Raw genomic sequence first — 22,449 nt, 5'->3', positions numbered from 1 at the left:
AAATGGTTGACTTCGCCAGTGGTTCGGTTTTTATTTTGAAAAAAAGACATGTAGTACGCTTTTCGTTCCGCTGCCGTTGACACACAAAAACAACCATCGTCAGGTGCGCAAGATGAAGCTGAAGACCATGCTCTACGCAGGGGCGACCCTCGCGCTCACGCTGTCCGCCACCACGGCCAGTGCCAAGGATCTGGTGATCTCCATCTGGGACGGCTACATGGCCCCGGACAACCTGGAGAAGTTCCAGAAGGCCACTGGCCTGGAAGCCGACAAATCCCTCCACGCCACCAACGAAGAGATCATGGGTAAGCTCATGGCCTCCGGCGGCGAGGGCTACGACGTGGTGTTCGTCTCTTCCCCCTTCGCCGAGATCCTGCATAAGCAGGGCCTGCTCGCCGACATCGATCCGGCCAAGGTGCCGAACCTCAAGAATCTCTACCCCGAAGCGCAGAAGCTCGAGTACGACCCGGGCAACCACTTCTCCGTGCCTTACACCTGGGGCACCACCGGCATCTGCTACCGCTCGGACAAGGTCAGTCCCGCACCGTCCAGCTGGAGCGACCTGCTCAAGCCCTCCGACGCTCTCAAGGGCAAGACCACCATGCTCGCCACCGACCGCTGGCTGCTCGGCGCCGGCTTCCTGGCCAACGGCTGGTCGGTCAACGACGGCAACCCGGACCAGATCAACGCGGTGCGCGACCAGCTGATTGCCACCAAGAAGCGCCTGCTGTCCTTCGACGACACCACCTTCTACTCCAAGCTGGCTTCGGGCGAGGCGCTGATGGCCCACGCCTGGGATGGCTGGTGCAACTACGGCACCCAGGCCAACGAGTCGATCAAGTTCGTGGTGCCCAAGGAGGGTTCCGACCTCTGGGTGGACACCATGGTCGTGCTGAAAAGCTCGAAGAACCCCGACGCCGCCTATCGCTTCATCAACTACATGCTGGAGCCGGCGAACCACGCCTGGGTCGCGGAGAACATCCTCTACAAGGTGCCCAACCAGGCGGCGATGGCGACCCTCAAGCCGGACCTGCTGGCCAAGTACCCCAACCTCACCACCACGCCGGCAGAGTTGGTCAAGCAACAGCAATTGCGTGACGTCGGTGGTTCCACCCAGAAGGCCTATACCCGCGCCGTGACCGAGATCATGGCTGCGCAGTAAGGCTGCGGAGGGGCGTCGCTCTGGCGCCCCGCAACGCTCTCCGGAATAACCCTGAAGCACCCCACCTGGCGTGGGGTTGGGGGAACTACGCATGACCGCTTTATCCGCCGACCGCAAATTGTCGGCCTGGCTGCTCGCGCCCGGTCTGGGCTGGCTGGCCCTGTTCCTGCTGCTGCCGTGCCTGCTGGTGCTGGTCTATAGCTTCCTCGAGCGCGGTGCCTATGGCGGCATCGACTACGTGTTCACCTGGGAAAACTACCGCCGCGCGGTGGACCCGCTGTACCTAGACATCCTCCTGCGCTCGGCGAAGATCGCCGGCCTGGCCATGCTCTTCGCGGTGATCATCGGTTACCCGGCGGCCTACGCCATCACCCGCACTACGCCGCGCCGGCAGGCGGTGTACCTGTTCCTGGTGATGCTGCCGTTCTGGAGCAACTACCTGATCCGCACCTACGCCTGGATCGTGCTGCTCAACCGCGAAGGCCTGCTCAATCGCCTGTTCAACCTGCTGGGCTACAGCGGCGAGCCGATCAATCTGTTGTACACCGACGCCACCGTGGTGCTCGGGCTGGTCTACAACTACATCCCCTTCGTCATCCTCGCCATCTACAGCTCGCTGTCGCGCATCGACAACGAACTCTGGGAGGCTTCGCGCGACCTCGGCGCATCCGGCTGGACCACTTTTCGCCGAGTGATCCTGCCGCTCTCGGTGCCCGGCGTGGCGGCCGGCGCGGTGTTCGTCTTCGTGCTGTCCATCGGCAACTTCATCACCGCCGACCTGCTGGGCGGCAAGCAGGTGCAGATGGTCGGCAACCTGATCTACGCGCAGTTCCTCACCGCGCGGGACTGGCCGTTTGGCGCGGCGCTGAGCTTCTTCCTGATCGGCATCATGCTGCTGCTCCTGTTCATCCAGGCCATGGTCTCGCGCCGGGCCCAGGGCGCGGAGGGCGAACGCCATGCGTAGCTCCATGCGTAACGGCTCCGGCATCGCCCTCGGCGCGCACCTGTGGCTGGTGTACGCCTTCCTCTATGTGCCGATCCTGGTGCTGATCCTGCTGTCGTTCAACGCCAGCGGCCTGCCCACCGCCTGGGGCGGCGCATCGCTGAAGTGGTACGCCAAGCTGCTGGCCAACGCGTCGATCCAGCACGCGGCGCTGAACACGCTGATCGTCGCGCTGACCTCCACCTTCATCGCCTGCGTGCTCGGCACCTTGCTCGCGCTGGGCGTGGAGATGCGCGCGCGCAGCAGCGGCAAGAAGGGCAGCAACATCGCCGACACCCTGCTGATGGCACCGATGATCATCCCCGACATCGTCCTGGCCATTGCGCTGCTGAGTTTCTTCAACCTGCTGAAGATGAGCCTGGGGCTGCACTCGATCATCCTCAGCCACGTGGTGTTCAACATCGCCTTCGTCTGCGCGGTGGTGCGCACGCGCCTCAAGCACTTCGACTATTCGATCCTCGAAGCCTCCATCGACCTGGGCGCCGGCTGGTTCACCACCGCGCGCCGGGTGCTGCTGCCGGCGATCTTCCCCGGCGTACTGGCCGGCGGGCTGCTGGCGTTCACCCTGTCGGTGGACGAATTCATCATCGCCTTCTTCAACTCCGGCTCCGGCAGCGCCTCCACCACGCTGCCGATGCAGATCTACTCGATGATCCGCTTCGGCGTGACCCCGGAAATCAACGCCCTCGCCACCCTGGTGATGCTGGTCAGCTTCACCGCGCTGTTCGCCTCCCAACGTCTGAACAAGGTGCCCAAAGCCCATGACTAAGTCTTCCGACCTGCTGGTGCTGGACCAGGTCAGCAAATCCTATGGCGAGGGCCTGACGGCGGTGGACCAGGTGTCCCTGGCGATCCGCGAGAACGAGTTCTTCGCGCTGCTCGGCCCGTCCGGCTGCGGCAAGACCACGCTGATGCGGATGATCGCCGGCTTCGAGACGCCCAGCTCCGGCGCCATCTACCTCAACGGCCAGGACATCTCGCCGTTGCCGCCGAACAAGCGCCCGCTGAACCTGATGTTCCAGTCCTACGCGCTGTTCCCCAACATGACCGTGCGCGGCAACATCGCCTACGGCCTGGAGATGGAAAAGCTGCCGGCCAGTGAAATCCGCCAGCGCGTCGATGCGGTGCTGGAAACCGCGCAGCTCGGCCCGCTCGCCAACCGCCGCCCGGACCAGCTTTCCGGCGGCCAGCGCCAGCGTGTCGCCCTGGCCCGCGCACTGGTCAAGCGCCCGCGCGTGCTGCTGCTGGATGAACCGCTCGGCGCGCTGGACAAGAAGCTGCGCGAGAAGATGCAGCTGGAACTCAAGCGCCTGCAGCACGAGAGCGGCATCACTTTCATCATGGTCACCCACGACCAGGAAGAAGCCTTGGTCATGTCCGACCGCATGGCCGTGCTGCGTGACGGCAAGGTCTGCCAGTGCGGCAGCCCCAGCGAGCTGTACGAGAACCCGGGCAGCCGCTTCGTCGCTGACTTCATCGGCGTCAGCAACCTGATCGAGGGCCGCCGCGTGGGCACCAACCGCCTGCAGGCCGGCGATCAGGTGCTGAACATCGAGACCACCGCCGAATCAAGCCCCGAGAGCGTGACGCTTGCGTTGCGCCCGGAGCGCCTGCGCGTACTCACCGACGCCACGCCGGCCACCGACAACCAGATTCAGGGCCAGGTGGCGGAAGTCGCCTACCACGGCCTGGACACCAACCTGCACGTGAACACGGCGCTGTCGAGCAAGCCGCTGATCGTCCGCGTGCCGTCCTCGGACTACGACTTCTTGCGCCTCGCCGCCGGCATGCCGGTGCGCCTTGGCTGGGATGCGCGGCACGGCCGCGTGCTGACTCACTGATTGCCTAGAACAAGACCTACAGGAGAGCACCATGAGTAGTGAACGCAAGGTCATCGCCTTCTTCCCCGAGGCCGCCTACGGCCCGGCCCTCAATTCGGTAGGCATCGCCCAGGCCTGCGAGGCGCTGGGGCACAAGGCGGTGTTCCTCACCGATCCGGGCATGACCGGGGTGTACTCGGCGTACGGCTTCGAGGAGCACTACGTGAACATGTCCGAGCCGATGCCGGCGGAGGAGATGGCGCGCTACTGGACCGACTTCATCAACGGCCACATCCCCAACTTCCGCAAGGCGCCGATCGACCAGCTCGACAACTATGTGAAGGAGTGCTGGGAAGCCATCGTCTCCACCTCCAAGTGGGCGCAGAAGGAGCTGCCGGCGATCCTCGACCGGATCAAGCCGGACCTGATCTGCGTGGACAACGTGATCCTCTTCCCAGCGATCAAGCACTACGGCAAGCCGTGGGTGCGGATCATCTCCTGCTCGGAGAACGAGGTGCATGACCCGGACATCCCGCCCTACCTGTCGGGCATGAGCGTGGACGACAAGGAAGGCCACGCGCGCTTCCAGAAACGCTTCGAGGAAGTGATCGCGCCGATCCACGCCGACTTCAACGACTTCCTCGCCGAGTGTGGCGAGCGGCCGTACCCGCTGGGCACCTTCTTCGAAGAGTCGCCCTACATGAACCTGCTGCTGTACCCGGACCCGGTGAAGTTCCAGCGCCGCCATCCGCTGCCGGCGCGGCAGTTCCACTACCTGCAGGGCTGCGTGCGCAGCGACAAGCCCTACGAGATCCCGCAGTTCAAGGCGCACAACGACAAGCCGCTGCTCTACGTCAGCTTCGGCAGCCTCGGCTCGGGCGATGTCGACCTGCTCAAGCGCCTGGTCACCGCCATCGGCAAGTTGCCGTACCGCGCGCTGTTCAACGTCGGCGAGCACGTGGAGAAGTACACCGACCTGCCGGACAACGTGATCGTTTCCAACTGGTACCCGCAGCCCTCGGTGATCGCCCAGGTCGACGGGGTGATCCATCACGGCGGCAACAACAGCTTCACCGAGTGCCTGTTCTTCGGCAAACCGGCCATCGTCATGCCCTACGTCTGGGACGGCCATGACAACGCCATGCGGGCCCAGGAAAGCGGCCACGGCCTGCGCATGGATCGCTACGACTGGAGCGAGCAGGACCTGGCACGCAACATCGCCCAGCTGCTTGGCGACGACCTGATGCAGGAGCGCCTGGCGCGTACCAGCGACTACATGCGCTCGCGCAAGGGCCCGGAGGATGCCGCGCGCATCCTCGACCAACTGATGGGCGGCAAGGCGGTGAACCATGGCTGAGTTCAAGGGCCCCTTCTTTAATGGAGCGGCCAGCGCGCCGCACATCCGTGGCGCCCGCGACTACGACGACCTGGTGGACTGGGGCGTGCAGTCCGACGCGCTGGAAGGCGTCTCGCATTCCAGTGGTCGCCTGCTGTTCAAGGGGCCGAACAACAGCCCCGAGACCGGCCTGTGGGTCTGCACCCCCGGTCGCTGGCGGCTGTCGATCCCGCGCGACGAGCTGTGCCATTTCGTTTCGGGCCGGGCCACTTATCGCTCGGATGAGGGCGAGGTGATCGAGGTCGAGCCCGACACCCTGGTGCTGTTCCCGGCCGGCTGGACCGGTGAATGCACCGTGCACACCACACTGCGCAACCTCTACATGCTGGCGTGATTTTGTAGGGCGGATAACGCCGCAGGCGTTATCCGCCATCGACCTTGCGCCGAATTTATCGGCGGATAACCGCAAGCGGTTATTCGCCCTACGCCTTATCCGGTCGCCCGTGTGGGTTGCCATCGAAGGAGATGTACATGAAGACCCCCGTTATCTACCGCCCGCTGCAAGTCACCGAACTCAAGGACTGGGGCGTGATCCCGACCATGCTCGAGGGCGAGTCCCACGTCAGCGGCGTGGTCCTGCACAAGGGGCCAGAAGGCCGGTCCGAATGCGGCATCTGGCACTGCACGCCGGGCAAGTGGTTCTGCCACGTGACCAGCGACGAGTTCTGCCACTTCCTCGAAGGCCGCTGCACCTACGTGCACGAGTCGGGTGAAGTGATCGAGATCGAGTCGGACACCGCCGCCTTCTTCCCCAAGGACTGGAAGGGCGTGTGCACCGTGCACGAGACCATCAAGAAGGTCTACATGATCCGGTGATGCCATGAACCTGCCTTGTGAAACCACCCGCGCCGCCGCCCGCGAGACCTTTCTCGTCGGTTGCGGCCTGGCCGGAGAGGCGCTTACCGCGCTGCCGGCGGATGCCTCGGCGCGGCGCTATTTCCGCCTCGACGACAAGGGCCTGTTGCTGATGGACTCGCCGCCCGGCGCCGAGCCGCTGGCGCCGTACCTGCGGGTGGCGCAGTTGCTGCGCGACTGCGGGCTGTCGGCACCCAATGTGATGGCGGCCGACCGTGAGCTGGGCCTGGCGCTGGTGGAGGACTTCGGCCAGGACACCTATACCCGGTTGCTCGCCGCCGGCCACGACGAGATGGCGCTGTACCGTCTCGCCGTGGATGCCCTGGTGCGCCTGCATCGCGCCGGCCCGCAGGCGGCCGAAGGCGTACCCGCCTATGACTCCCAGAAACTGAGCGACGAAGCGGCATTGTTCATCGACTGGTACGCGCCATTGCTGGTGGGCGCCCAGTCCGCCGCACAACTTCGCGAGCGTTATCTGCTGGAGTTCGCCGCACTCTGGCGCGATGTCTCGATGCGCCGCGAAGTGCTGGTGTTGCGCGACTACCACGTCGATAACCTGATGCTGCTGGAGGGCAGGGAAGGCGTGGCTGCCTGCGGTCTGCTGGACTTCCAGGATGCGCTGTTCGGTGCGCCTGCCTACGACCTCATGTCCCTGCTGGAGGACGCGCGGCGCGACATACCCGAATCGCTGCGCGTGACCCTGCTGACCCGTTACCTCAGCCAACGCCCGGAGGTGGACGGCCGGCGTTTCATGGCCGACTTCCAGGTGCTGGCCGCCCAGCGCCACGCCAAGGTGCTGGGCATCTTCGTGCGCCTGGCCCGGCGCGATGGCAAGCATGGCTATCTCAAGCATTTGCCGCGCGTACTGCGGCTGTTCCAGCGCGCGCTCGACAACGAGCACCTGCGCCCCCTGGCGGCGCTGCTCGACTCTCACTTGCCGAACTGGCGCCAGCCGCTGGAGAGCGACGTGATCGCCCAGCGCCTGGCTTCATCCGAATCCCTGCGGAGCATTCCATGACCGACTTCCATAGCGACGTGCCCCTGCGCTTCATCGGCCCCCACTACCAGGGCGTGGCCACGCAGCGCCGGCGCGACATCATCAACCCCGCCGACCTCACACCCGTGGGCCGCATTGCCCTGTGCGATGCCGAGGACGTGGACGCCGCCATCGATGCCGCCAACGCCGCCCAGCGCGAGTGGAAGCGTGTCGATGCGAAATCCCGCGCGGCGATCCTTCACCAGTTGGCCAACGCCATCGAGACCGACCAGGCGACCCAGCGCGAAGTGGCGCGGCTGATGACGCTGGAGATGGGCAAGCCGTTCCCCGAGGCCATGGGCGAGCTGGCCAACTGCGCGCCGATCTTCCGCTACTACGCCGAGATGGCCCGCGATGAAGCGGGCAAGGTAGCCGGCACCACCCAGCTCGGCTCGTTCCAGCATGTGCGCTACGAGCCCTATGGCGTCAGCGTGCACATCATGCCGTTCAACTTCCCCATCCTGCTGATGTGCTGGACCTTGGCCGCCTCGCTGGCCGCGGGCAATGCCTGCATCGTCAAGCCGGCGGAAAGCACCACGCTGTGCACGCTGAAATTCATGGAGCACTTCAAGGTACTGCCGGCGGGCATGGTCAGCTGCGTGCCGGGCGATGCCACTACTGCGCAGCGCCTGGTGCAGTCCGAACGCACCCACGCCGTGGCCTTTACCGGTAGCGTCGCCGCCGGCAAGGCAGTGGCGGTGGCCTGCGCCGAACGGATGAAACCGGCGGTGATCGAGGCCGGCGGCAGCGACCCGATGATCATCTCCCGCCATGCGCCGCTCGAGGTTGCGGCGGCTGGCGCGGTGACCGCAGCCTTCCACCTGAGTGGGCAGATCTGCACCTCCGCGGAGCGTTTCTATGTGGTCGATGAAGTGCACGACGAGTTCGTTGCGCGTTTCGCCGAGCGGGCTCGCGCGCTGCGCATCGGCCATGGGCTGGAGCGTTCCGAGATCGGCCCGATGGTCAGCGAGGCGGCCCGCGCCAAGGTGATTCGCCTGGTGGACGACGCCATCGCCAAGGGTGCCACGCTGGTCTGCGGCGGGCGCATCCCGCCGCAATTCCCGGTGGGCTGGTACTACGAGCCGACCATCCTCACCGACGTCACCCCGGCCATGGCGATCTTCCATGAAGAGTGTTTCGGGCCGGTGGCGGCCATCTGCAAGGTGAAGGATTTCGACGAGGCCGTGCGCCTGGCCAACGATTCACCCTTCGGCCTGGGCGCCTCGCTGTTCTCCACGGACCTGGCCGAAGCCATGGAAGCGGCGGACCGCCTGGAAGCGGGCATGGTCTGGGTGAACAACCCGCTGATCGATAACGATGCGCTGCCGTTCGGCGGCTGGAAGATGTCCGGCATGGGCCGCGAGCTGGGCCGCCAGGGGCTGGACGCGTTCCGTCGCTCGAAGATGGTGATCATCGACCATCAGCCGCAGATTCATTCTTGGTGGTACCCCTACAACGACGAGGTGTTCTACCAGGGTTGATGTGAAACCTAGGCGCGGCCCAGCCTTTCCAGCAGCCGCGCCTTCACCTCGGGCCACTCACTGTCGATGATGCTGAAGCGCACCGAGTTGCGCTTGCGGCCGTCGGGCATGATGCGTTCGTGGCGGACGATGCCTTCCTGCACGGCGCCCAGTCGCAGGATGGCGGCGCGGGATTTCTCGTTCAGCTCGTCGGTGGTGAACTGCACGCGCACGCAGTCGAGTTCCTCGAAGGCGTAGGTGAGCAGAAGGAGCTTGGCCTCGGTGTTGATCGGCGTGCGCTGCGCAGACAGGGCGAGCCAGGTGTGGCCGATCTCCAGCTTGCGGTTGGCGCGGTCGACCTTCCAGAAACGCGTGCTGCCGACGATCTTTCCGTTGCGCCGATCGAGGATGGCGAAGGGCAGGACAGTGCCTTCTTCCAGGCCCTTTTCGGCCTTGGCGAGATAACCCTCCACGGTGTCCGGGCCGGGCACGACCGTGACCTTCAGGTTCCAGAGTTCACCGTCGGCGGCTGCGGCGAGCAGCGCGTCGCGGTGTTCCGTGCGCAGGGGGAGGAGTTCGACGTGCTGGCCGATGAGATGGGGGCAGGTGAGGGCGGGCATGCTTCGGGGCTCTGCTTGGAACGAATCCCAAGCCTACCGGATGCACAGCGCTTTTCGTAGGCGGAGCTTCCGAGCGATGTGCCGGCAGGGCCGGCGATGGGGTGCGGCGGGATTCGTGGTTTCCCTGATGTGGTGGATTACGCTGTGAAGGATTTCGCGGACAAGGTCCGCTCCTACGAGATACGCCTGCGCGCTGGGGCGGCCCTCACCCTCTCCCAGGGGGAGAGGGGACCATTCGGTGCAGGATGGAACCTCAACGTCAGCCGGCACGGGCAGCCCCCTCTCCCTGAGGGAGAGGGTTGGGGTGAGGGGGGAGCGCAGGCACGGGCTCTCAAGAGAAGACAGCCGCTCCCACCAAAGCAGCGCATTCCTGAAGGAGCGGACTGCATCCGCGATGCGTCCGAAGGGTGCCAGCCCTGGCCGCGCTCACACGTGCCGGATCTGCAGGTCCTTGATCACGCACACCGACGCGTCGGTGGCCAGGGTCGTCTCGCTGAAGTCGACCTGGTTGTAGACCCCGCCATGGAAATCGAACACCTGCGCCGCCCAGCTGGCGTCCAGCGGCATCGAGGGAACGTTGGAGGTGCGCCCGTTGCAGCTGGCCTGCACGCTGAGCATGAGGCTGGAGGTGGCGAGGATCAGGATGTCGAAGTCCGCCCCCAGCGGTACGTTGTCCAGCACCGTGCTGTTGACCGGGGTGGTCTGGTTGAAGTTCTGCCGGAAGCCCATGGTCAGTTTGCCTTTCTGCCAGAACACCTTGAGCAGTGGGCTGTCGTCGTCCTTCACGTGCAGCTGTGCCACTACCACTTTCTGCGCGGAATTCACCTGGGTGACCTTCATCAACTGATGGTTCGCGTGCTCGGTCGCGCTGGAGAGGCTCCAGTAGAGGTGTTCCTTCCACTCGCAACGCGTACGGTGAACGCTCTTGCTCGCGACGCCCCGGGTCGGGGCGGTCAGCTGCAGGCTGCCATCGGGTAACCGTGTGACCAGTTCGGGATACTGCGCCAGTGCTTGTGGGCCGGGAATCTCGAGGGCCACGGTGTCAGTCGGGGTCTTGCCCACCGGGAGGGCGATGTTGAGGTTGTCGATACTCACGGTCATGCCAGCATTCCTCTTGGGGACGGGTGCAGGGTATGACCGGGGTTGCCCGGAGATGGGCGAAATTTCGGCCGAGCGGTCGTGGTGGATGCCGCGCATGACCCGCGAGGGTACCGGACAGCTGGTGGCTGCCCGGTGCTGCAAGGTCACCAGGGCCGCAGTGCCCGATCAGAGACTGACGCGCGCCAGCGATCCATCAATCGATAGGCGCGTCCCGTACGGCTCCGACAGCGCGGCAAAGCGCTGCAGGATCGCTTGTGCGTGCTCGCCTTCGGCCAGGCGCGGGCGGCCACGGCGGTGGACCGCTTCGCCCAGGCCCAGGCTTACCGGGTGCAGTTCGATACCGGTGAGACGGCGGCCATCGAACTGGCAGACCGGCACCAGGCTTTCCCAGAAGCGTGCATCGGAGGGGAAGCTGCGGGTGTCGTTCTGGGTACGTTGCAGGAAGACCTTCGACGGCGTCTGGTTGCGGTCGACGCGGAACTGGTCGTAGCTGTCCGCCGGCAGGCGCTCCACCAGCTCGTTCTGGCCAATGAAGTTGCCCAGACTGTAGAAGATCGGCTTGCCGTTGTAGATCTCCATGCCGCGCAGCAGGTGCGGGCCGTGGCCGACCACGATGTCGACGCCGGCGTCGATCATGCGCCGCGCCACCGGCTGGATGAACTCGGCGGCGGCTTCCAGGTTCCACTCGCCGGTGGCGTCGTGGCCCAGTTCGTGGGCGTGGATGCTCAGCACTACCACGTCGGACATCAGGCGCGCTTCCTCGACCCAGCGCAGGATGTCATCCATGTCCTTCTTGCGCGGCAGGGTGCGCAGGCGCGAGGTCTCGCCCTGGCGGAACAGCAGCGGGGTGAAGGGACCGAAAACGGCCAGCGACGGGTCGGGGATCGGGTGGGCGAAACCCAGGTCGACCGCGCCCTGGTAAAGGCGGTCCAGGCCGAGGCTGGCGATGATCCCGCGCATGGCTTCCATCTGCGTGCCGTCCAACTGGTGCACGGTGTCGTAGCGCAGTGGGTTGAGGCCGGGGCGGCCAGGCATGTCGCGGGTCTGCTCGCTGGCTTCCTGGCCCTTGCCGAAGGTGGAGGTGCAGGCCAGCAGCGAGACGGTGCCGGCGGGCTTGGTGCAGTACACCGGGCGGCGCGCTTCCTCGAGGTTGCGGCCGGTGCCGGCGAACAACAGTTCGCGTTTCTCCAGCTGCGTGTGGGCGGCGTGCAGGCCGGCGATGCCATAGTCCAGGCTGTGGTTGTTGGCGGTGGAGAACAGATCGAAGCCGCCGTCCACCAGCTCATCGAGGACCCAGGACGGAGCGCCGAAGTGCGAGCCGCCGCTTTCCAGCACCGCGTCGCCCTGGAAGTCGTTGGGCAGCACTTCCAGGTTGGTGAAGCTGACGTCGGCGCCGCGTAGCAGGTCGAACAGCGGGCGCAGGGTTTCGTCGTCACGGCTGTTCAGGCGGCGCTGCAGGATGCTGTCGCCGGTCAACGCAATCTTCATGGTCCACCTCATCGTCGGGGAGTCGCTGATGGCGGCGGACTTTAGGCCAATGCGCGGCGGCGGTCGGCTGAATCCTGGGTATCGCGATAGCCGTCGGTTATTGCCCGCGAAGCCTTGTGCGGCGCGTAGTGCAGGCGCTTGCATTCTGGCTATGGGCATCACTTTTTTTCAGCAGTCAGCTTTGTGACAGCGCTCTTACCATGCGACCGCCTCCCGGCCGTCGAGCCGCGGAGCAGGGGTGGCACGGCTTGCCGTGACCAGCACGATCCAGGCGGAGAGCAGCATGAAAAGAACAATAACCGGCGCCGCAGGCTTCAAGCCGCACGCGCTGGCGCTGGCGACCAGCATGGCCCTTGGCGGGGCATCTTCGGCTCAGGCAGTGAGCTTCAACGTGGGGGAAATCGAGGGTCGCTTCGACTCGACCCTGTCCATCGGCGCGAGCTGGGCGATGGACAGCCCGGACAAGAAATTCATCGGCACCCGCAACGGCGGAACGGCATCCAGCCAGACCTCCGACGATGGCCGCCTGAACTTCAAGAAGGGCGAGACTTTCTCCAAGATCTTCAAGGGCCTGCACGACCTGGAGCTGAAGTACGGCGACAGCGGCCTGTTCCTGCGTGGCAAGTACTGGTACGACTTCGAGCTGAAGAACGAGCACCGCCCACTCTACGACATCGACGACAACGGCCGCGACATGGCGGCGCGCTCGTCCGGCGCCGAGCTGCTCGATGCCTTCATCTACCACAACTACGACTTCCGCGATCTGCCCGGCACAGTCCGCCTGGGTCGCCAGGTGGTGAGCTGGGGCGAGAGTACCTTCATCCAGAACGGTATCAACTCGATCAACCCGGTGGACGTCGCCGCGCTGCGCCGTCCGGGCTCCGAGGTGAAGGAAGCGCTGATCCCGGTGAGCATGCTGTATTTCAACCAGGGGCTGACCGACACCCTGTCCATGGAAGCCTTCTACCAGCTCGAATGGGAGAAGACCGTGCCGGACAACTGCGGCATCTTCTTCGGTAGCGACGTGGCGGCCAAGGGCTGCGACATCAACATGGCGGTGAACGGCAGCGACTTCGACCGCGACATCGACGGCACCGGCATCAAGGGCGGCTACGGCTACGTGCCGCGCACCCGCGACCATGACGCCCGCGACGGCGGCCAGTTCGGCGTGGCGTTGCGCTGGATGGTCAACGACACCGAGTTCTCGGCCTACGCGATGAACTACCACAGCCGCACCCCGACCAGTAACTGGGTGGTGGGCAAGGGCGCGCTGGCCGACCCGGTGGGCGGCCTGATCGGGCAGGGCGGGCGCAGCACCGCCAGTTGGTACCTGGATTATCCGGAAGACATTCGCCTCTACGGCCTGGGCTTCAACACCACCTGGGGCAGCACCGCGGTGCAGGGCGAGATCAGCTACCGGCCGAACATGCCGATGGGCATCAACTCCAGCGACGTCTCGGGCGCTGCCACCCTCGGCTCGGCGTCCACCAATACGATGGTCAACGCCGGCTTGCCGATCTTCGCCAGCGGCTGGGCGGATTCGAGCTACGGCTCGTTGATCCAGGGCTATAAGCGCCTGCCCTACACCCAGGCACAGATGACCTTCACCAACACCTTCGACCAGATCCCGGTGATCGGCGCCGAACGCCTGACCTTGGTGGGCGAAATCGGCTTTGGCCATATCGACGACCTGGGTTCCACCGATGGCTCCGACCTGCGCTTCGGCCGCAGCAGCGTGTATGGCAACGGTGAGCTGGCCAGCGCCGGTAGCTCTTCGCTGCTGGGCCTGTCGGGTAACGCGCTGTGCGAGAAGGTGGTGAACACCGCCAACCCTGGGCAGTGCAACGACAAAGGCTTCTACACCCAGAACTCCTGGGGTTATCGCCTGCGCGCGGGCCTTGAGTACAACGACCTCATCGGCGGCATCTCGCTGCGCCCGAACCTGGCGTTCTCCCACGACGTGGAGGGCTACGGCCCGACCTTCAACGAGGGCGACAAGTCGGTGAGCGTCGGCGTCGATGCCGAGTACCTGAGCCGCTACACCGCGAGCATCAGTTACACCGACTACTTCGGCGGTGATTACAACGTCAACACCGACCGCGACTTCCTTGCCGTCAGCCTGGGCGTCAGTTTCTGACCCCCGCCTGCTCCACTCTCAGTCCCAGAGGTATCAGCATGAACAACAAGCAATGGTTGCAGGCCGGCTGCCTGACCCTGAGCCTGCTCGCCGGGCAAGTGATGGCCGCGGTGGGCGCCGACCAGGCCGCGCGCCTGGGCAATGAACTCACCCCCATCGGCGCCGAGAAATCCGCCAATGCCGACGGCAGCATCCCGGCCTGGACCGGTGGCCTGGCGCCGAACGCCGGCAAAGCCGACGCCGGCGGTTTCCTCGCCGATCCCTACGCGGCGGACAAGCCGCTGTTCACCATCACCGCGCAGACCGCCAGCCAGTACAAGGACAAGCTGACGCCCGGCCAGTTGGCGATGTTCCAGCGCTTCCCCGACACCTACCGCATTCCGGTCTACCCCAGCCACCGCAGCGCGAGCTATCCGCCAGCGGTGATCGACGCGGCGAAGAAGAACGCTACCACCACCTCGTTGGCGGAGGGCGGCAACGGGCTGACCAACTTCAGCATGACCATCCCGTTCCCGATTCCGCAGAACGGCCTCGAAGTCATCTGGAACCACGTCACCCGCTACCGCGGCGACGCCATGCTGCGCACCACCGCGCAGATGAACCCGCAGACCAACGGCGACTACACCATCAGCTACATGAAGGAGCAGTTCGCCTTCCCGTTCGGGCTCAAGGACTACGACCCGGCGAAGATGAACAACATCCTTTATTACTTCCGCCAGGAAATCCTCTCGCCGCCGCGTCGCGCGGGCAGCGTGATGCTGGTGCTGGAGACCATCGACCAGGTCAAGGAGCCGCGCATGGCCTGGATGTACAACGCCGGCCAGCGCCGCGTGCGCCGCGCCCCGCAGGTGGGTTACGACAGCCCCGGCGCGGAAGGCATGCGTACCTACGACGACTTTGACATGTTCAACGGCGCGCCGGATCGCTATGACTGGAAGCTGGTCGGCAAGAAGGAGTTGTACATCCCGTACAACAGCTTCGCACTCGACTCGCCGACGCTGAAGTACGACGACATCGTCAAGCCCGGCCACCTGAACCCGGACCATACCCGCTACGAGCTGCACCGCGTCTGGCACGTGGTGGCGACCCTGAAGCCGGGCCAGCGCCACATCTACAGCAAGCGTGACCTGTACATCGACGAGGACAGCTGGCAGATCGCCGAGGCCGACGCCTACGACGGCCGGGGCAGCCTCTGGCGTGTGTCCGAGGGCCATGCGCGGCCGTTCTACGATCAGCAGTTCACTTGGCTGACGGCGGAGACCCACTACGACGTGCTGTCCGGACGCTACACGGTCTCCGGCCTGCGCAACGAGGAGAAGAGCAGCTACGACTTCGCGGTGAAGTCCAGCAGCAACGACTTCACCCCCAACGCTTTGCGCGCCACGGGTATCCGCTAAGGCGGGCTTTACTGGCGCTCACCGGCGCTCCCTGTGTTATTCAGCGGCCCTCGGGCCGCTTTTTTTCGCCTGCCGATGTTCCTGCCCGGCGGCACTTCGTAGGGCCGAGGGGGATGCCCAGTCCTTGCTCGCGAACCTTGGGTGCAGGCCTTCCATGCCCTCTCCCTAACCCTGGCTGCGCGCCCCGCTCCGAAGGGAGAGGGGACTGTTCGGAGTGAGCGGTGATTTGGGACTTCACCCGATGGCTTCGTATGAGTGCGCGCAGAAGTCTTTCGGCGGCTCGGAAAGTCCCCTCTCCCTGAAGGGAGAGGGGACTGTTCGGAGTGAGCGGTGACTTGGGACTCCACCCAATGGCTTCGTATGAGCGCGCGCAGAAGTCTTGCAGCAGCTCGGAAAGCTCCCTCTCCCTTCAGGGAGAGGGATGGGGAGAGGGCGGTTCAGCATCTTCCAGAGCATTCGCGAGCAAGCTCGCTCCTACTGAACCATGTGAGCGCGACCCGTCGGTCCGCCTCCGTTTACCAACCGTTACTCACGCGGGCCTCGATTTTGCTTTATGTTCCGACCTGTTACCGACCTCCGAGCCGTCGTCCACGCCATGAAGTTGCATCAACTCCGCGCCATCGTCGCCATCTGCGAAAGCGGCAGTATCCAGGAGGCTTCGCGCCTGCTGCACATCTCCCAGCCCGCCCTGTCCAAGAGCATCAAGGAGCTGGAGGCCGAACTGGGCGTGCCGCTGCTGGTGCGCTCCAATCGCGGCATCACCGCCACTGAGTACGGCGAGCGCCTGGTGCGCCGTGCCCGCCTGGTGGTGGAGGAAGTACGCCGTGCGCGGGACGAGATCGAGACGCTCAAGGGCGCCATGGATGGCCGCGTGGCCATTGGTGTGTCACCCGTCACCCCGAGCCAGCAGTTCGCGGCGAGCCTGCTGCGTTACCGCAAGCGCTACCCCAAGGTGCAACTGCAGATCAATGAACTGCGCCCGGCCAAGCTGCTGGAAGGCCTGCGCGAAGGGCAGCTGGACCTGGTGCTGACCTCGCAGCCGGCCTCGCGCAACGTCGATGGTTTTCACTGGCAGGAACTCTACGCGCAGCCCACCACGCTGGCGGTACGCAAGGGCCATCCGCTGCGCCATGCGCGCTCGCTGAACGAGCTGCTGGACGAAGAATGGCTGGTGCCGGACTCCCTGGACGTTTCCCTCGCCGGGCAGATGTTCGAGCAGTACAAGGTGCGCAAGCCCGAGCGCGTCATCGAGTGCGCCTCGGTGGTGCTCTATGCGGAGCTGGCGGCCAACACCGATGCGGTGAGTTTCTGGTCACGCCGGGTGTTCGACCTGCCCATTGTGTCCGGCACGCTGGATGCGCTGGACATCGCGGAAACCGTGCCAGGCACCGACATCTCGCTGGTCTGCCGCCCACCGGAACTGATGACCCGCGAGGCGCAGACGCTGGTGGACGAGCTGGTCTACGCGTTCAAGGGGCCGCACCTGCGCAAGGGGGATTGAAGGCTCTCGATAACCAGTCTTGATAAGCATGCGCGAAGGTCATTATTCAGCGCCGCGCGCGTGGGGCATCCTGCCGGCCACATCAGAACAATGAGCAGGATGCGGCATGAGTCAGCACCCCACGATCGAACGGCTCCAGGCCGGCGCCGAAGCCTTCGCCCGGATTCGCCGGGACCTTCACCAGCATCCCGAACTGGGCTTCGAGGAAGCGCGCACCAGCTCCATCGTTGCCGGTTACCTGCGCGAATGGGGCTATGAAGTCCACGAGGGCGTGGGCGGCACCGGCGTGGTCGGCGTGCTTCGCCAGGGCAGCAGTGCCCGCAGCATCGGCATCCGCGCCGACATGGATGCGTTGCCCATCGACGAGGCCAGCGGCGTTCCCTACGCCAGCCAGCACGCGGGTCGCATGCATGCCTGCGGCCATGATGGCCACACCGCGATCCTGCTTTGCGCCGCCCGCGACCTGGCCGAACAGCGCAACTTCGACGGCACCCTCAACCTGATCTTCCAGCCTGCCGAGGAAACCCTCGGCGGCGCCGTGGCGATGATGGACGACGGCCTGTTCGAGCGGTTCCCGTGCGACGCGGTATACGCGCTGCACAACGCGCCGGGCCTGCCGGTGGGCTGCTTCCTGACCCGCGAAGGCGCGCTGACGGCATCGTCCGATCGTGTGTCGATCCGCCTGACCGGTGTCGGCGGCCACGGCGCCATGCCGCACCTGACCAGGGACCCGATAGTCGCTGCTGCCGAACTGGTGCTGGCGCTGCAAAGCATCGTCGCGCGCAATGTGCCGTCCACCGAAGTGGGCGTGGTCACCGTGGGCATGCTCAAGGCGGGGGAGGCGGCCAACGTCATTTCCGACCATGCGGACCTGCGCCTGAGCGTGCGTGCCACCAAGCCCGAAGTGCGCGAACTGCTCAAGCGCCGCATCGGCGAGATCACCCGTGGTGTTGCCGCCGTGCACGGCATGGAGTGGCAGTACGAATACGAGGAGCTGGTGCCGGTGCTGGTCAACACGCCGGAAGAAACTCGCCTTGCACGCCAGGTGCTGACCGAACTGGTCGGTCCGCAGCGGCTGCTCTCCGAGGTGCCCTCGGGTTTCCTCGGCAGCGAGGATTTTGCCTGGATGCTCGAACGCCGCCCCGGCTGCTACATCGCCCTGGGCAATGGCAACAGCGGCCCCAGCGGCTGCATGGTCCACAACCCCGGCTACGACTTCAACGACGCGGCCATCCCTTACGGAGCCGGCCTCTGGGTACGGCTGGTGGAAACCTTCCTGTCCGGCGGAGACTGCGCATGAACCGGCGCAACGGCGTACTCGTACTACTGATGCTGGTGATGGTCATCAGCGTGCTGGACAAGACCATCTTCGCCTTCGCCGGCGCGCAGATCATCGACGAGCTGAAGCTCTCGCCGACCGAGTTCGGCTTCATCGGCAGCGCGTTCTTCTTCCTCTATTCGATCTCCGGCGTGCTGGTGGGCTTCCTCGCCAACCGTTTCCCGACGCGCTGGATTCTCGCCGGCATGTCGGTGGTATGGATGGCCTCGCAACTGCTGGTGGCGCTGTCCAGCGGCTTTGCCGCGCTGGTCGCCGGACGCCTGCTGCTGGGTGCCGGCACCGGGCCGGGCACGGCGGTGACCCAGCACGCCTGCTTCAAGTGGTTCGGCCCGAAGGAGCGTGTGCTGCCCTCGGCGCTGATCCAGGTGTCGATCATGCTCGGCGCCGTGCTCGGCGCGTTGAGCCTGCCGCTGGCGATCCAGCACTTCGGCTGGCGCACCGCGTACTTCCTGCTGGCGGTGGTCGGTCTCGCCTGGCTGGTGGTCTGGCTGGCCTTCGGCCGTGAAGGCACCCGGACCGAGGAAGAAGGGCCGGGCTCGGCATTGCGCCTGCCGTACAGCCGGCTGCTGCTCAACCGTACCTTCCTCTGGATCACCCTCGCGGGCTTCCTCAGCTACCTGCCCACCGCGCTGGTCTACAGCTGGGTGCCGGTTTACCTGCAGAAAGGGCAGGGCATGACGCCGCTACAGTCGGGCTACACGGTGATGGTAGTGACGGTCGGGGTGATCCTCTGCAACCTGGTCATCTCCAGCCTGTCGCAACAGGCCATGGCGCGCGGCGTCTCGGTACAGCGCGCCATGGTGCTGCCGCCGATGATCTGCGGGCTGATTGCCGGCGTGGCTTTCTGCGCGCTGAACCTGTTGCACGGCGACCGCCTGGCGGTCCTGGTGCTCTACGCCATCGGCGCGATCCTGGTGAATATGCTGCCGACCTTCTGCAACACCATCGTCGCCTACATCGCACCGTCGGCGCAGCGTGGTTCGATGCTGGCGATCCATATTGGCGGGATGACCAGCGCTGGCATGCTCGCGCCGTGGATCGTTGGCCAACTGGTGGAGTGGCGTGGCGGCGACATCGCCCAGGGCTTCGAGATGACGTTGGGGCTGTTCGGTGTCGTCACCGTGGTCTGCACGCTGCTTGGCTGCCGGATCATCAATCCCGAAAGTACCCGCCAGTCTCTTCAGGGCGAGCACAGCCAAACGCCGCTGCCCGGTGCCGTCGGCCACGCCTGAATCCATTGGCCGGCCCAGCGATGTGGGCCGGCCCTTTCTTATTCGAATCCCCAATCATCCGGAGCGGTGATGAATCCGTCTGCCTGCTTTTCCCAGAGCTACGCCGAGGCGCGTGGCAAATTCCTTGCGGCTTGCCTGTCGGCCGGCCTGGTCGTCGAATCCCACCGTCATCCGCTGGTGGGCCGCGACGGCGAGCCCCTGGCACTGGATGTGGCGCGCACTGGCCCGAGCGATGCACGGAATCTCCTGATCATCAGCAGCGGTTGCCACGGAGTGGAGGGCTTCTGCGGCTCGGCGGTCCAAGTTGCGCTGCTCAACGACCCCGACTGGCTGGAGCAATGCGCCAGGACCGATTGCGCCGTGCTCTACCTGCATGCGGCCAACCCGTATGGCTTCTCCTGGTGGCGGCGCTGGACCCACGAGAACGTCGACCTGAACCGCAACTTCCTCGACTTCTCCCAACCGCGTCAGCGTAACCAGGCTTATGCGGCGCTGGACCCGATCCTGGTCCCGCGTCGCTGGCCGTCCTTCGCCAGCCACCTGCGTCTGCTGCGTTACGCCATGCGCCACGGGCGCAAGCAGCTGCAGGCGGCCATCGCCAGCGGCCAGGACAGCCATCCGCGTGGCCTGTTCTACATGGGCGAACAGCCGACCTGGAGCAACCTGGCCGTGCGCCGGGTGCTCCGCCAGCACGCACGGCAGTGCTCGCGGATCGGCTGGATCGACCTGCACACCGGGCTCGGTCCGAAGGGCCATGGCGAGCGTATTCACGTCGGGGAGAACGCCGACGAATCGCTGGAGCGCGCCCGGCGCTGGTGGGGCAAGCAGGTGACGTCCTCGCAGAAAGGCGATTCGGTGTCGGTGCCACTCAAGGGGCAGATGATATTGGCCGCCGCCAGCGAGTGCCCGCAGGCCGAGCTGACCGCGATCACCCTCGAATACGGCACGTTGCCGGGGCTCAAGGTGCTGAAGGCGCTACGGGCGGACCAGTGGTTGAACAACAATCCTGGTGCGTCGGTGGAAAAGGCACAGCGCATCCACCGGCAATTACGCGATGCCTTCTACGTGGATGAGGATGGCTGGAAGCGCCAGGTACTGGAGCAGGCCGGCGACGTGGCACGGCAAGCCCTGGCCGGGTTGGGCGAGACTCAGGCGGTGCCGGTTCGCGCGTCCAGATAACAGGCCGTGGTGCGCCGCGACCCGTTGGGCCGGCGCTGTGGGTCGGCGAAGGTCTCCAGTTCGAGGAAGCCGGCCTTGCGCATCATCCCGGCGGAGCCGGGGTTTTCCTCATGGCGTTCGATGTAGATGTCCGGCAGGCCTCGGGCGGTCAAATCGGCGATGGCCGCGCGCAGCAGGCGAGTGCCGAGGCCGCGTCCGGCTTCGCCACGATGCACCGTGGCTTCGGCGATGTAGGCGTGGCGTGTGCGGCCCGGCTGCTGGAAGCGGCCGAATGCGTCGCTTTCGTGGAAGGTGACCAGGCCGCGCAGATCGTTGCCATCCACGGCGACCAGTGCCCAGACCGCACCTTCGGCAATGCCCTGGAAATGTTCGCGCACCGGACCTTCGGGCAGGAAATTCCAGTCATTGGGACCGTGCTCGAAGATCAGTTCCAGCATGGCCGGCACGTCATCGGCTTGGGCGGGGCGAATCTGCAGGTCAGCCATGGCACGTTCCTTGAAGTCGGCTCGAAGTCGGGACGAACGACTCTAGCCACTGCCGACCCTGCGAGGCAGGCACAGTGGCGCAGGAAAACTGTACGGGTGAGGGGCGAATCAGCGGCCGGGCAGCATCGGTGTCAGGTGCAGGATGTTCAGCAGATGCGGGACGCGCAGCGGGTAGCACGCCTGCAAGCGCACGCGCGCCTCGGAGAGCGTCATCTGGCGGGAAAACGAACGCAGCACGGTCTTGCCCAGGCAGTGACCGTCCTGAAAATGCACGAGGAATTCATTCATGGCGAAGCAACAACGAGGAAACACGCACGAGGTGGCGCACAGGGCGCGAATAATAGCGACTTCGCTGCGTTCATCGTTGCCATAAATCATCCTTTGCAGGGACTGTCCGACGGAACGCTAGCTCCGCCACCGGCCGAACCGACGACCGGTGGTATCGGAATGGGCTTAAAGCCCTGAAGCGTGCTCGTAAGAATAGTCCAGACGCAGGACGTTGTAGTCCAGGCGCATGCCGAAGGCGTGCATGAAGAACGCCTCCAGTTGCAGCTCCAGCGCTCGCGAAGTCAGCGACGCCAGGCGCGCGCCCTGGCGACGCGTGCGGCGGTTCACCGCGGTGAATTCCTCGTGGACGATGCCCTGGGCGGCCGGGTCGGCGATCAGCCGGTAGCAACTGTCCGGCAAGTCGTCGCGCTGGGTGGCCGAAAGGCTGAGTTCGGGGTGGCCTTCGGCGTTGGTGATCAATTCCACGCTACAGCGCAGACCTCGGTCGCGGGCGAAGCGCGAGGCCTCTTCGAAGGCCGGCAGGGCCTTCTGCAGGACCTGGATTTCGAAGGCGAGGAAGAATTGCTCGTCGAGTTCGACGTCCTGGGTGTTCCGGGGTGCCTGGTTCAACATCGCCGGCATCTCCTGTGTCGATGAAACGAGAGAACATTCGTGAGCGATCGTCGGGATCGCCGAAGTTTCGTCATCGCGGCATTGCGGCAGCACAACGCACACACCTACATCAGTCAGCCGGCAATGCCATTTGCCTGAACGAAAGGCCATCTCACTGAAGCGCCGACAGGCTGTCAACGAGCATTTCTGTATAAGGAAAGGTCCCGGCAATAGCCAAGCGTGTACCAGGCCGGTGCGGCCCCTGTGCGGACCACGGGTAGCGGGATCGACTCCGGGTGTAAAGATGTCGTTACGGATCGAGGCCGCCTGTGGTGACATCGGACAGGCGGCCACCCGCA

The 22,449-nt window shown here is 65.3% G+C and carries 21 protein-coding genes; 15 read left to right on the top strand and 6 right to left on the bottom strand.

Annotated elements, in window-relative coordinates:
• Positions 1 to 112 precede the first annotated feature (112 nt).
• The 9 genes from JVX91_RS20505 (at position 113) to JVX91_RS20465 (ending at position 8,753) form a co-directional block, all read left to right on the top strand.
• The gene (locus JVX91_RS20505) at positions 113 to 1,162 is read left to right on the top strand and encodes a spermidine/putrescine ABC transporter substrate-binding protein (protein ID WP_205335992.1); all 1,050 of its coding nucleotides are present in this window, start codon (positions 113 to 115) and stop codon (positions 1,160 to 1,162) included.
• Between the two features lie 91 nt (positions 1,163 to 1,253).
• Positions 1,254 to 2,126: an ABC transporter permease gene (locus JVX91_RS20500; protein WP_054909749.1), complete on the top strand. Its 873-nt coding sequence runs from the start codon at positions 1,254 to 1,256 to the stop codon at positions 2,124 to 2,126.
• Positions 2,119 to 2,934, top strand: coding sequence for an ABC transporter permease (locus JVX91_RS20495; protein ID WP_240201633.1), 816 nt, complete (start codon positions 2,119 to 2,121; stop codon positions 2,932 to 2,934). The genes JVX91_RS20500 and JVX91_RS20495 overlap by 8 nt, the downstream gene beginning before the upstream one ends.
• Positions 2,927 to 4,006, top strand: a complete 1,080-nt coding sequence (locus tag JVX91_RS20490; protein ID WP_205335991.1) for an ABC transporter ATP-binding protein — start codon at positions 2,927 to 2,929, stop codon at positions 4,004 to 4,006. The genes JVX91_RS20495 and JVX91_RS20490 overlap by 8 nt, the downstream gene beginning before the upstream one ends.
• 31 nt (positions 4,007 to 4,037) lie before the next feature.
• Positions 4,038 to 5,342 (top strand): glycosyltransferase, encoded by a 1,305-nt coding sequence (locus tag JVX91_RS20485; RefSeq protein WP_205335990.1) that lies wholly within the window; start codon positions 4,038 to 4,040, stop codon positions 5,340 to 5,342.
• A complete protein-coding gene (locus tag JVX91_RS20480) occupies positions 5,335 to 5,715 on the top strand; it encodes a cupin domain-containing protein (RefSeq protein ID WP_240201632.1) in 381 nt (126 codons plus the stop codon). Before JVX91_RS20485 ends, JVX91_RS20480 begins: the two co-directional genes overlap by 8 nt.
• Before the next feature lie 137 nt (positions 5,716 to 5,852).
• Positions 5,853 to 6,197 (top strand): cupin domain-containing protein, encoded by a 345-nt coding sequence (locus tag JVX91_RS20475; RefSeq protein WP_205335989.1) that lies wholly within the window; start codon positions 5,853 to 5,855, stop codon positions 6,195 to 6,197.
• 4 nt (positions 6,198 to 6,201) lie between these two features.
• Positions 6,202 to 7,254 (top strand): phosphotransferase, encoded by a 1,053-nt coding sequence (locus JVX91_RS20470; RefSeq protein WP_205335988.1) that lies wholly within the window; start codon positions 6,202 to 6,204, stop codon positions 7,252 to 7,254.
• Positions 7,251 to 8,753 carry an aldehyde dehydrogenase family protein gene (locus JVX91_RS20465; protein WP_205335987.1) on the top strand — a complete coding sequence of 501 codons (1,503 nt, stop codon included), beginning with the start codon at positions 7,251 to 7,253 and terminating at the stop codon, positions 8,751 to 8,753. The genes JVX91_RS20470 and JVX91_RS20465 overlap by 4 nt, the downstream gene beginning before the upstream one ends.
• Before the next feature lie 8 nt (positions 8,754 to 8,761).
• On the opposite strand, the gene JVX91_RS20460 is transcribed toward JVX91_RS20465, so the two are convergent.
• The 3 genes from JVX91_RS20460 to JVX91_RS20450 all read right to left on the bottom strand — a co-directional run bounded on the left by JVX91_RS20460 (position 8,762) and on the right by JVX91_RS20450 (position 11,941).
• Positions 8,762 to 9,352 (bottom strand): GNAT family protein, encoded by a 591-nt coding sequence (locus JVX91_RS20460; RefSeq protein WP_205335986.1) that lies wholly within the window; start codon positions 9,350 to 9,352, stop codon positions 8,762 to 8,764.
• 426 nt (positions 9,353 to 9,778) lie between these two features.
• Positions 9,779 to 10,453 (bottom strand): polysaccharide lyase family 7 protein, encoded by a 675-nt coding sequence (locus tag JVX91_RS20455; RefSeq protein WP_205335985.1) that lies wholly within the window; start codon positions 10,451 to 10,453, stop codon positions 9,779 to 9,781.
• Between the two features lie 165 nt (positions 10,454 to 10,618).
• Positions 10,619 to 11,941 (bottom strand): CapA family protein, encoded by a 1,323-nt coding sequence (locus JVX91_RS20450; RefSeq protein WP_205335984.1) that lies wholly within the window; start codon positions 11,939 to 11,941, stop codon positions 10,619 to 10,621.
• Positions 11,942 to 12,224: 283 nt separating this feature from the next.
• On the opposite strand from JVX91_RS20450, the gene JVX91_RS20445 reads away from it, so the two are divergent.
• The 6 genes from JVX91_RS20445 to JVX91_RS20420 all read left to right on the top strand — a co-directional run bounded on the left by JVX91_RS20445 (position 12,225) and on the right by JVX91_RS20420 (position 20,726).
• Complete coding sequence (locus tag JVX91_RS20445) at positions 12,225 to 14,078, top strand: DUF1302 domain-containing protein (protein ID WP_205335983.1); 1,854 nt, start codon at positions 12,225 to 12,227, stop codon at positions 14,076 to 14,078.
• Between the two features lie 38 nt (positions 14,079 to 14,116).
• Entirely contained in the window at positions 14,117 to 15,475 is a 1,359-nt protein-coding gene (locus JVX91_RS20440) for a DUF1329 domain-containing protein (RefSeq protein ID WP_205335982.1), read from the top strand.
• A gap of 595 nt (positions 15,476 to 16,070) precedes the next feature.
• On the top strand, positions 16,071 to 16,976 hold the full coding sequence (locus JVX91_RS20435) for a LysR substrate-binding domain-containing protein (protein WP_205335981.1): 906 nt from the start codon (positions 16,071 to 16,073) through the stop codon (positions 16,974 to 16,976).
• 106 nt (positions 16,977 to 17,082) lie between these two features.
• A complete protein-coding gene (locus JVX91_RS20430; protein WP_205335980.1) occupies positions 17,083 to 18,276 on the top strand; it encodes a M20 aminoacylase family protein in 1,194 nt (397 codons plus the stop codon).
• Positions 18,273 to 19,547 (top strand): MFS transporter, encoded by a 1,275-nt coding sequence (locus JVX91_RS20425; protein WP_205335979.1) that lies wholly within the window; start codon positions 18,273 to 18,275, stop codon positions 19,545 to 19,547. The genes JVX91_RS20430 and JVX91_RS20425 overlap by 4 nt, the downstream gene beginning before the upstream one ends.
• Positions 19,548 to 19,616: 69 nt before the next feature.
• On the top strand, positions 19,617 to 20,726 hold the full coding sequence (locus JVX91_RS20420; RefSeq protein ID WP_205335978.1) for a M14 family metallopeptidase: 1,110 nt from the start codon (positions 19,617 to 19,619) through the stop codon (positions 20,724 to 20,726).
• On the opposite strand, the gene JVX91_RS20415 is transcribed toward JVX91_RS20420, so the two are convergent.
• The 3 genes from JVX91_RS20415 to JVX91_RS20405 all read right to left on the bottom strand — a co-directional run bounded on the left by JVX91_RS20415 (position 20,696) and on the right by JVX91_RS20405 (position 22,111).
• Entirely contained in the window at positions 20,696 to 21,211 is a 516-nt protein-coding gene (locus JVX91_RS20415; RefSeq protein ID WP_205335977.1) for a GNAT family N-acetyltransferase, read from the bottom strand. The two genes, JVX91_RS20420 and JVX91_RS20415, sit on opposite strands and share 31 nt — an antisense overlap.
• 108 nt (positions 21,212 to 21,319) lie before the next feature.
• The gene (locus JVX91_RS20410; protein ID WP_024762799.1) at positions 21,320 to 21,499 is read right to left on the bottom strand and encodes a hypothetical protein; all 180 of its coding nucleotides are present in this window, start codon (positions 21,497 to 21,499) and stop codon (positions 21,320 to 21,322) included.
• Between the two features lie 165 nt (positions 21,500 to 21,664).
• Positions 21,665 to 22,111: a hypothetical protein gene (locus tag JVX91_RS20405; RefSeq protein ID WP_205335976.1), complete on the bottom strand. Its 447-nt coding sequence runs from the start codon at positions 22,109 to 22,111 to the stop codon at positions 21,665 to 21,667.
• Positions 22,112 to 22,449: the final 338 nt, after the last annotated feature.

The sequence above is a fragment of the Pseudomonas sp. PDNC002 genome (assembly GCF_016919445.1).
Classification (GTDB): domain Bacteria; phylum Pseudomonadota; class Gammaproteobacteria; order Pseudomonadales; family Pseudomonadaceae; genus Pseudomonas.
The sequence above is the reverse complement of the archived record's forward strand: the minus strand, read 5'-3'. Positions and strand labels throughout refer to the sequence as shown.

What these genes read in the sequence shown, in the direction of transcription:
- JVX91_RS20410 (WP_024762799.1), bottom strand. Translation starts at nt 21,499, where the DNA reads ATGAATGAATTCCTCGTGCATTTTCAGGACGGTCACTGCCTGGGCAAG.
- JVX91_RS20480 (WP_240201632.1), top strand. Translation starts at nt 5,335, where the DNA reads ATGGCTGAGTTCAAGGGCCCCTTCTTTAATGGAGCGGCCAGCGCGCCG.
- JVX91_RS20495 (WP_240201633.1), top strand. Translation starts at nt 2,119, where the DNA reads ATGCGTAGCTCCATGCGTAACGGCTCCGGCATCGCCCTCGGCGCGCAC.
- JVX91_RS20465 (WP_205335987.1), top strand. Translation starts at nt 7,251, where the DNA reads ATGACCGACTTCCATAGCGACGTGCCCCTGCGCTTCATCGGCCCCCAC.
- JVX91_RS20475 (WP_205335989.1), top strand. Translation starts at nt 5,853, where the DNA reads ATGAAGACCCCCGTTATCTACCGCCCGCTGCAAGTCACCGAACTCAAG.
- JVX91_RS20435 (WP_205335981.1), top strand. Translation starts at nt 16,071, where the DNA reads ATGAAGTTGCATCAACTCCGCGCCATCGTCGCCATCTGCGAAAGCGGC.
- JVX91_RS20405 (WP_205335976.1), bottom strand. Translation starts at nt 22,111, where the DNA reads ATGTTGAACCAGGCACCCCGGAACACCCAGGACGTCGAACTCGACGAG.
- JVX91_RS20455 (WP_205335985.1), bottom strand. Translation starts at nt 10,453, where the DNA reads ATGACCGTGAGTATCGACAACCTCAACATCGCCCTCCCGGTGGGCAAG.
- JVX91_RS20460 (WP_205335986.1), bottom strand. Translation starts at nt 9,352, where the DNA reads ATGCCCGCCCTCACCTGCCCCCATCTCATCGGCCAGCACGTCGAACTC.
- JVX91_RS20485 (WP_205335990.1), top strand. Translation starts at nt 4,038, where the DNA reads ATGAGTAGTGAACGCAAGGTCATCGCCTTCTTCCCCGAGGCCGCCTAC.
- JVX91_RS20440 (WP_205335982.1), top strand. Translation starts at nt 14,117, where the DNA reads ATGAACAACAAGCAATGGTTGCAGGCCGGCTGCCTGACCCTGAGCCTG.
- JVX91_RS20505 (WP_205335992.1), top strand. Translation starts at nt 113, where the DNA reads ATGAAGCTGAAGACCATGCTCTACGCAGGGGCGACCCTCGCGCTCACG.
- JVX91_RS20450 (WP_205335984.1), bottom strand. Translation starts at nt 11,941, where the DNA reads ATGAAGATTGCGTTGACCGGCGACAGCATCCTGCAGCGCCGCCTGAAC.
- JVX91_RS20430 (WP_205335980.1), top strand. Translation starts at nt 17,083, where the DNA reads ATGAGTCAGCACCCCACGATCGAACGGCTCCAGGCCGGCGCCGAAGCC.
- JVX91_RS20425 (WP_205335979.1), top strand. Translation starts at nt 18,273, where the DNA reads ATGAACCGGCGCAACGGCGTACTCGTACTACTGATGCTGGTGATGGTC.
- JVX91_RS20445 (WP_205335983.1), top strand. Translation starts at nt 12,225, where the DNA reads ATGAAAAGAACAATAACCGGCGCCGCAGGCTTCAAGCCGCACGCGCTG.
- JVX91_RS20415 (WP_205335977.1), bottom strand. Translation starts at nt 21,211, where the DNA reads ATGGCTGACCTGCAGATTCGCCCCGCCCAAGCCGATGACGTGCCGGCC.
- JVX91_RS20470 (WP_205335988.1), top strand. Translation starts at nt 6,202, where the DNA reads ATGAACCTGCCTTGTGAAACCACCCGCGCCGCCGCCCGCGAGACCTTT.
- JVX91_RS20500 (WP_054909749.1), top strand. Translation starts at nt 1,254, where the DNA reads ATGACCGCTTTATCCGCCGACCGCAAATTGTCGGCCTGGCTGCTCGCG.
- JVX91_RS20490 (WP_205335991.1), top strand. Translation starts at nt 2,927, where the DNA reads ATGACTAAGTCTTCCGACCTGCTGGTGCTGGACCAGGTCAGCAAATCC.
- JVX91_RS20420 (WP_205335978.1), top strand. Translation starts at nt 19,617, where the DNA reads ATGAATCCGTCTGCCTGCTTTTCCCAGAGCTACGCCGAGGCGCGTGGC.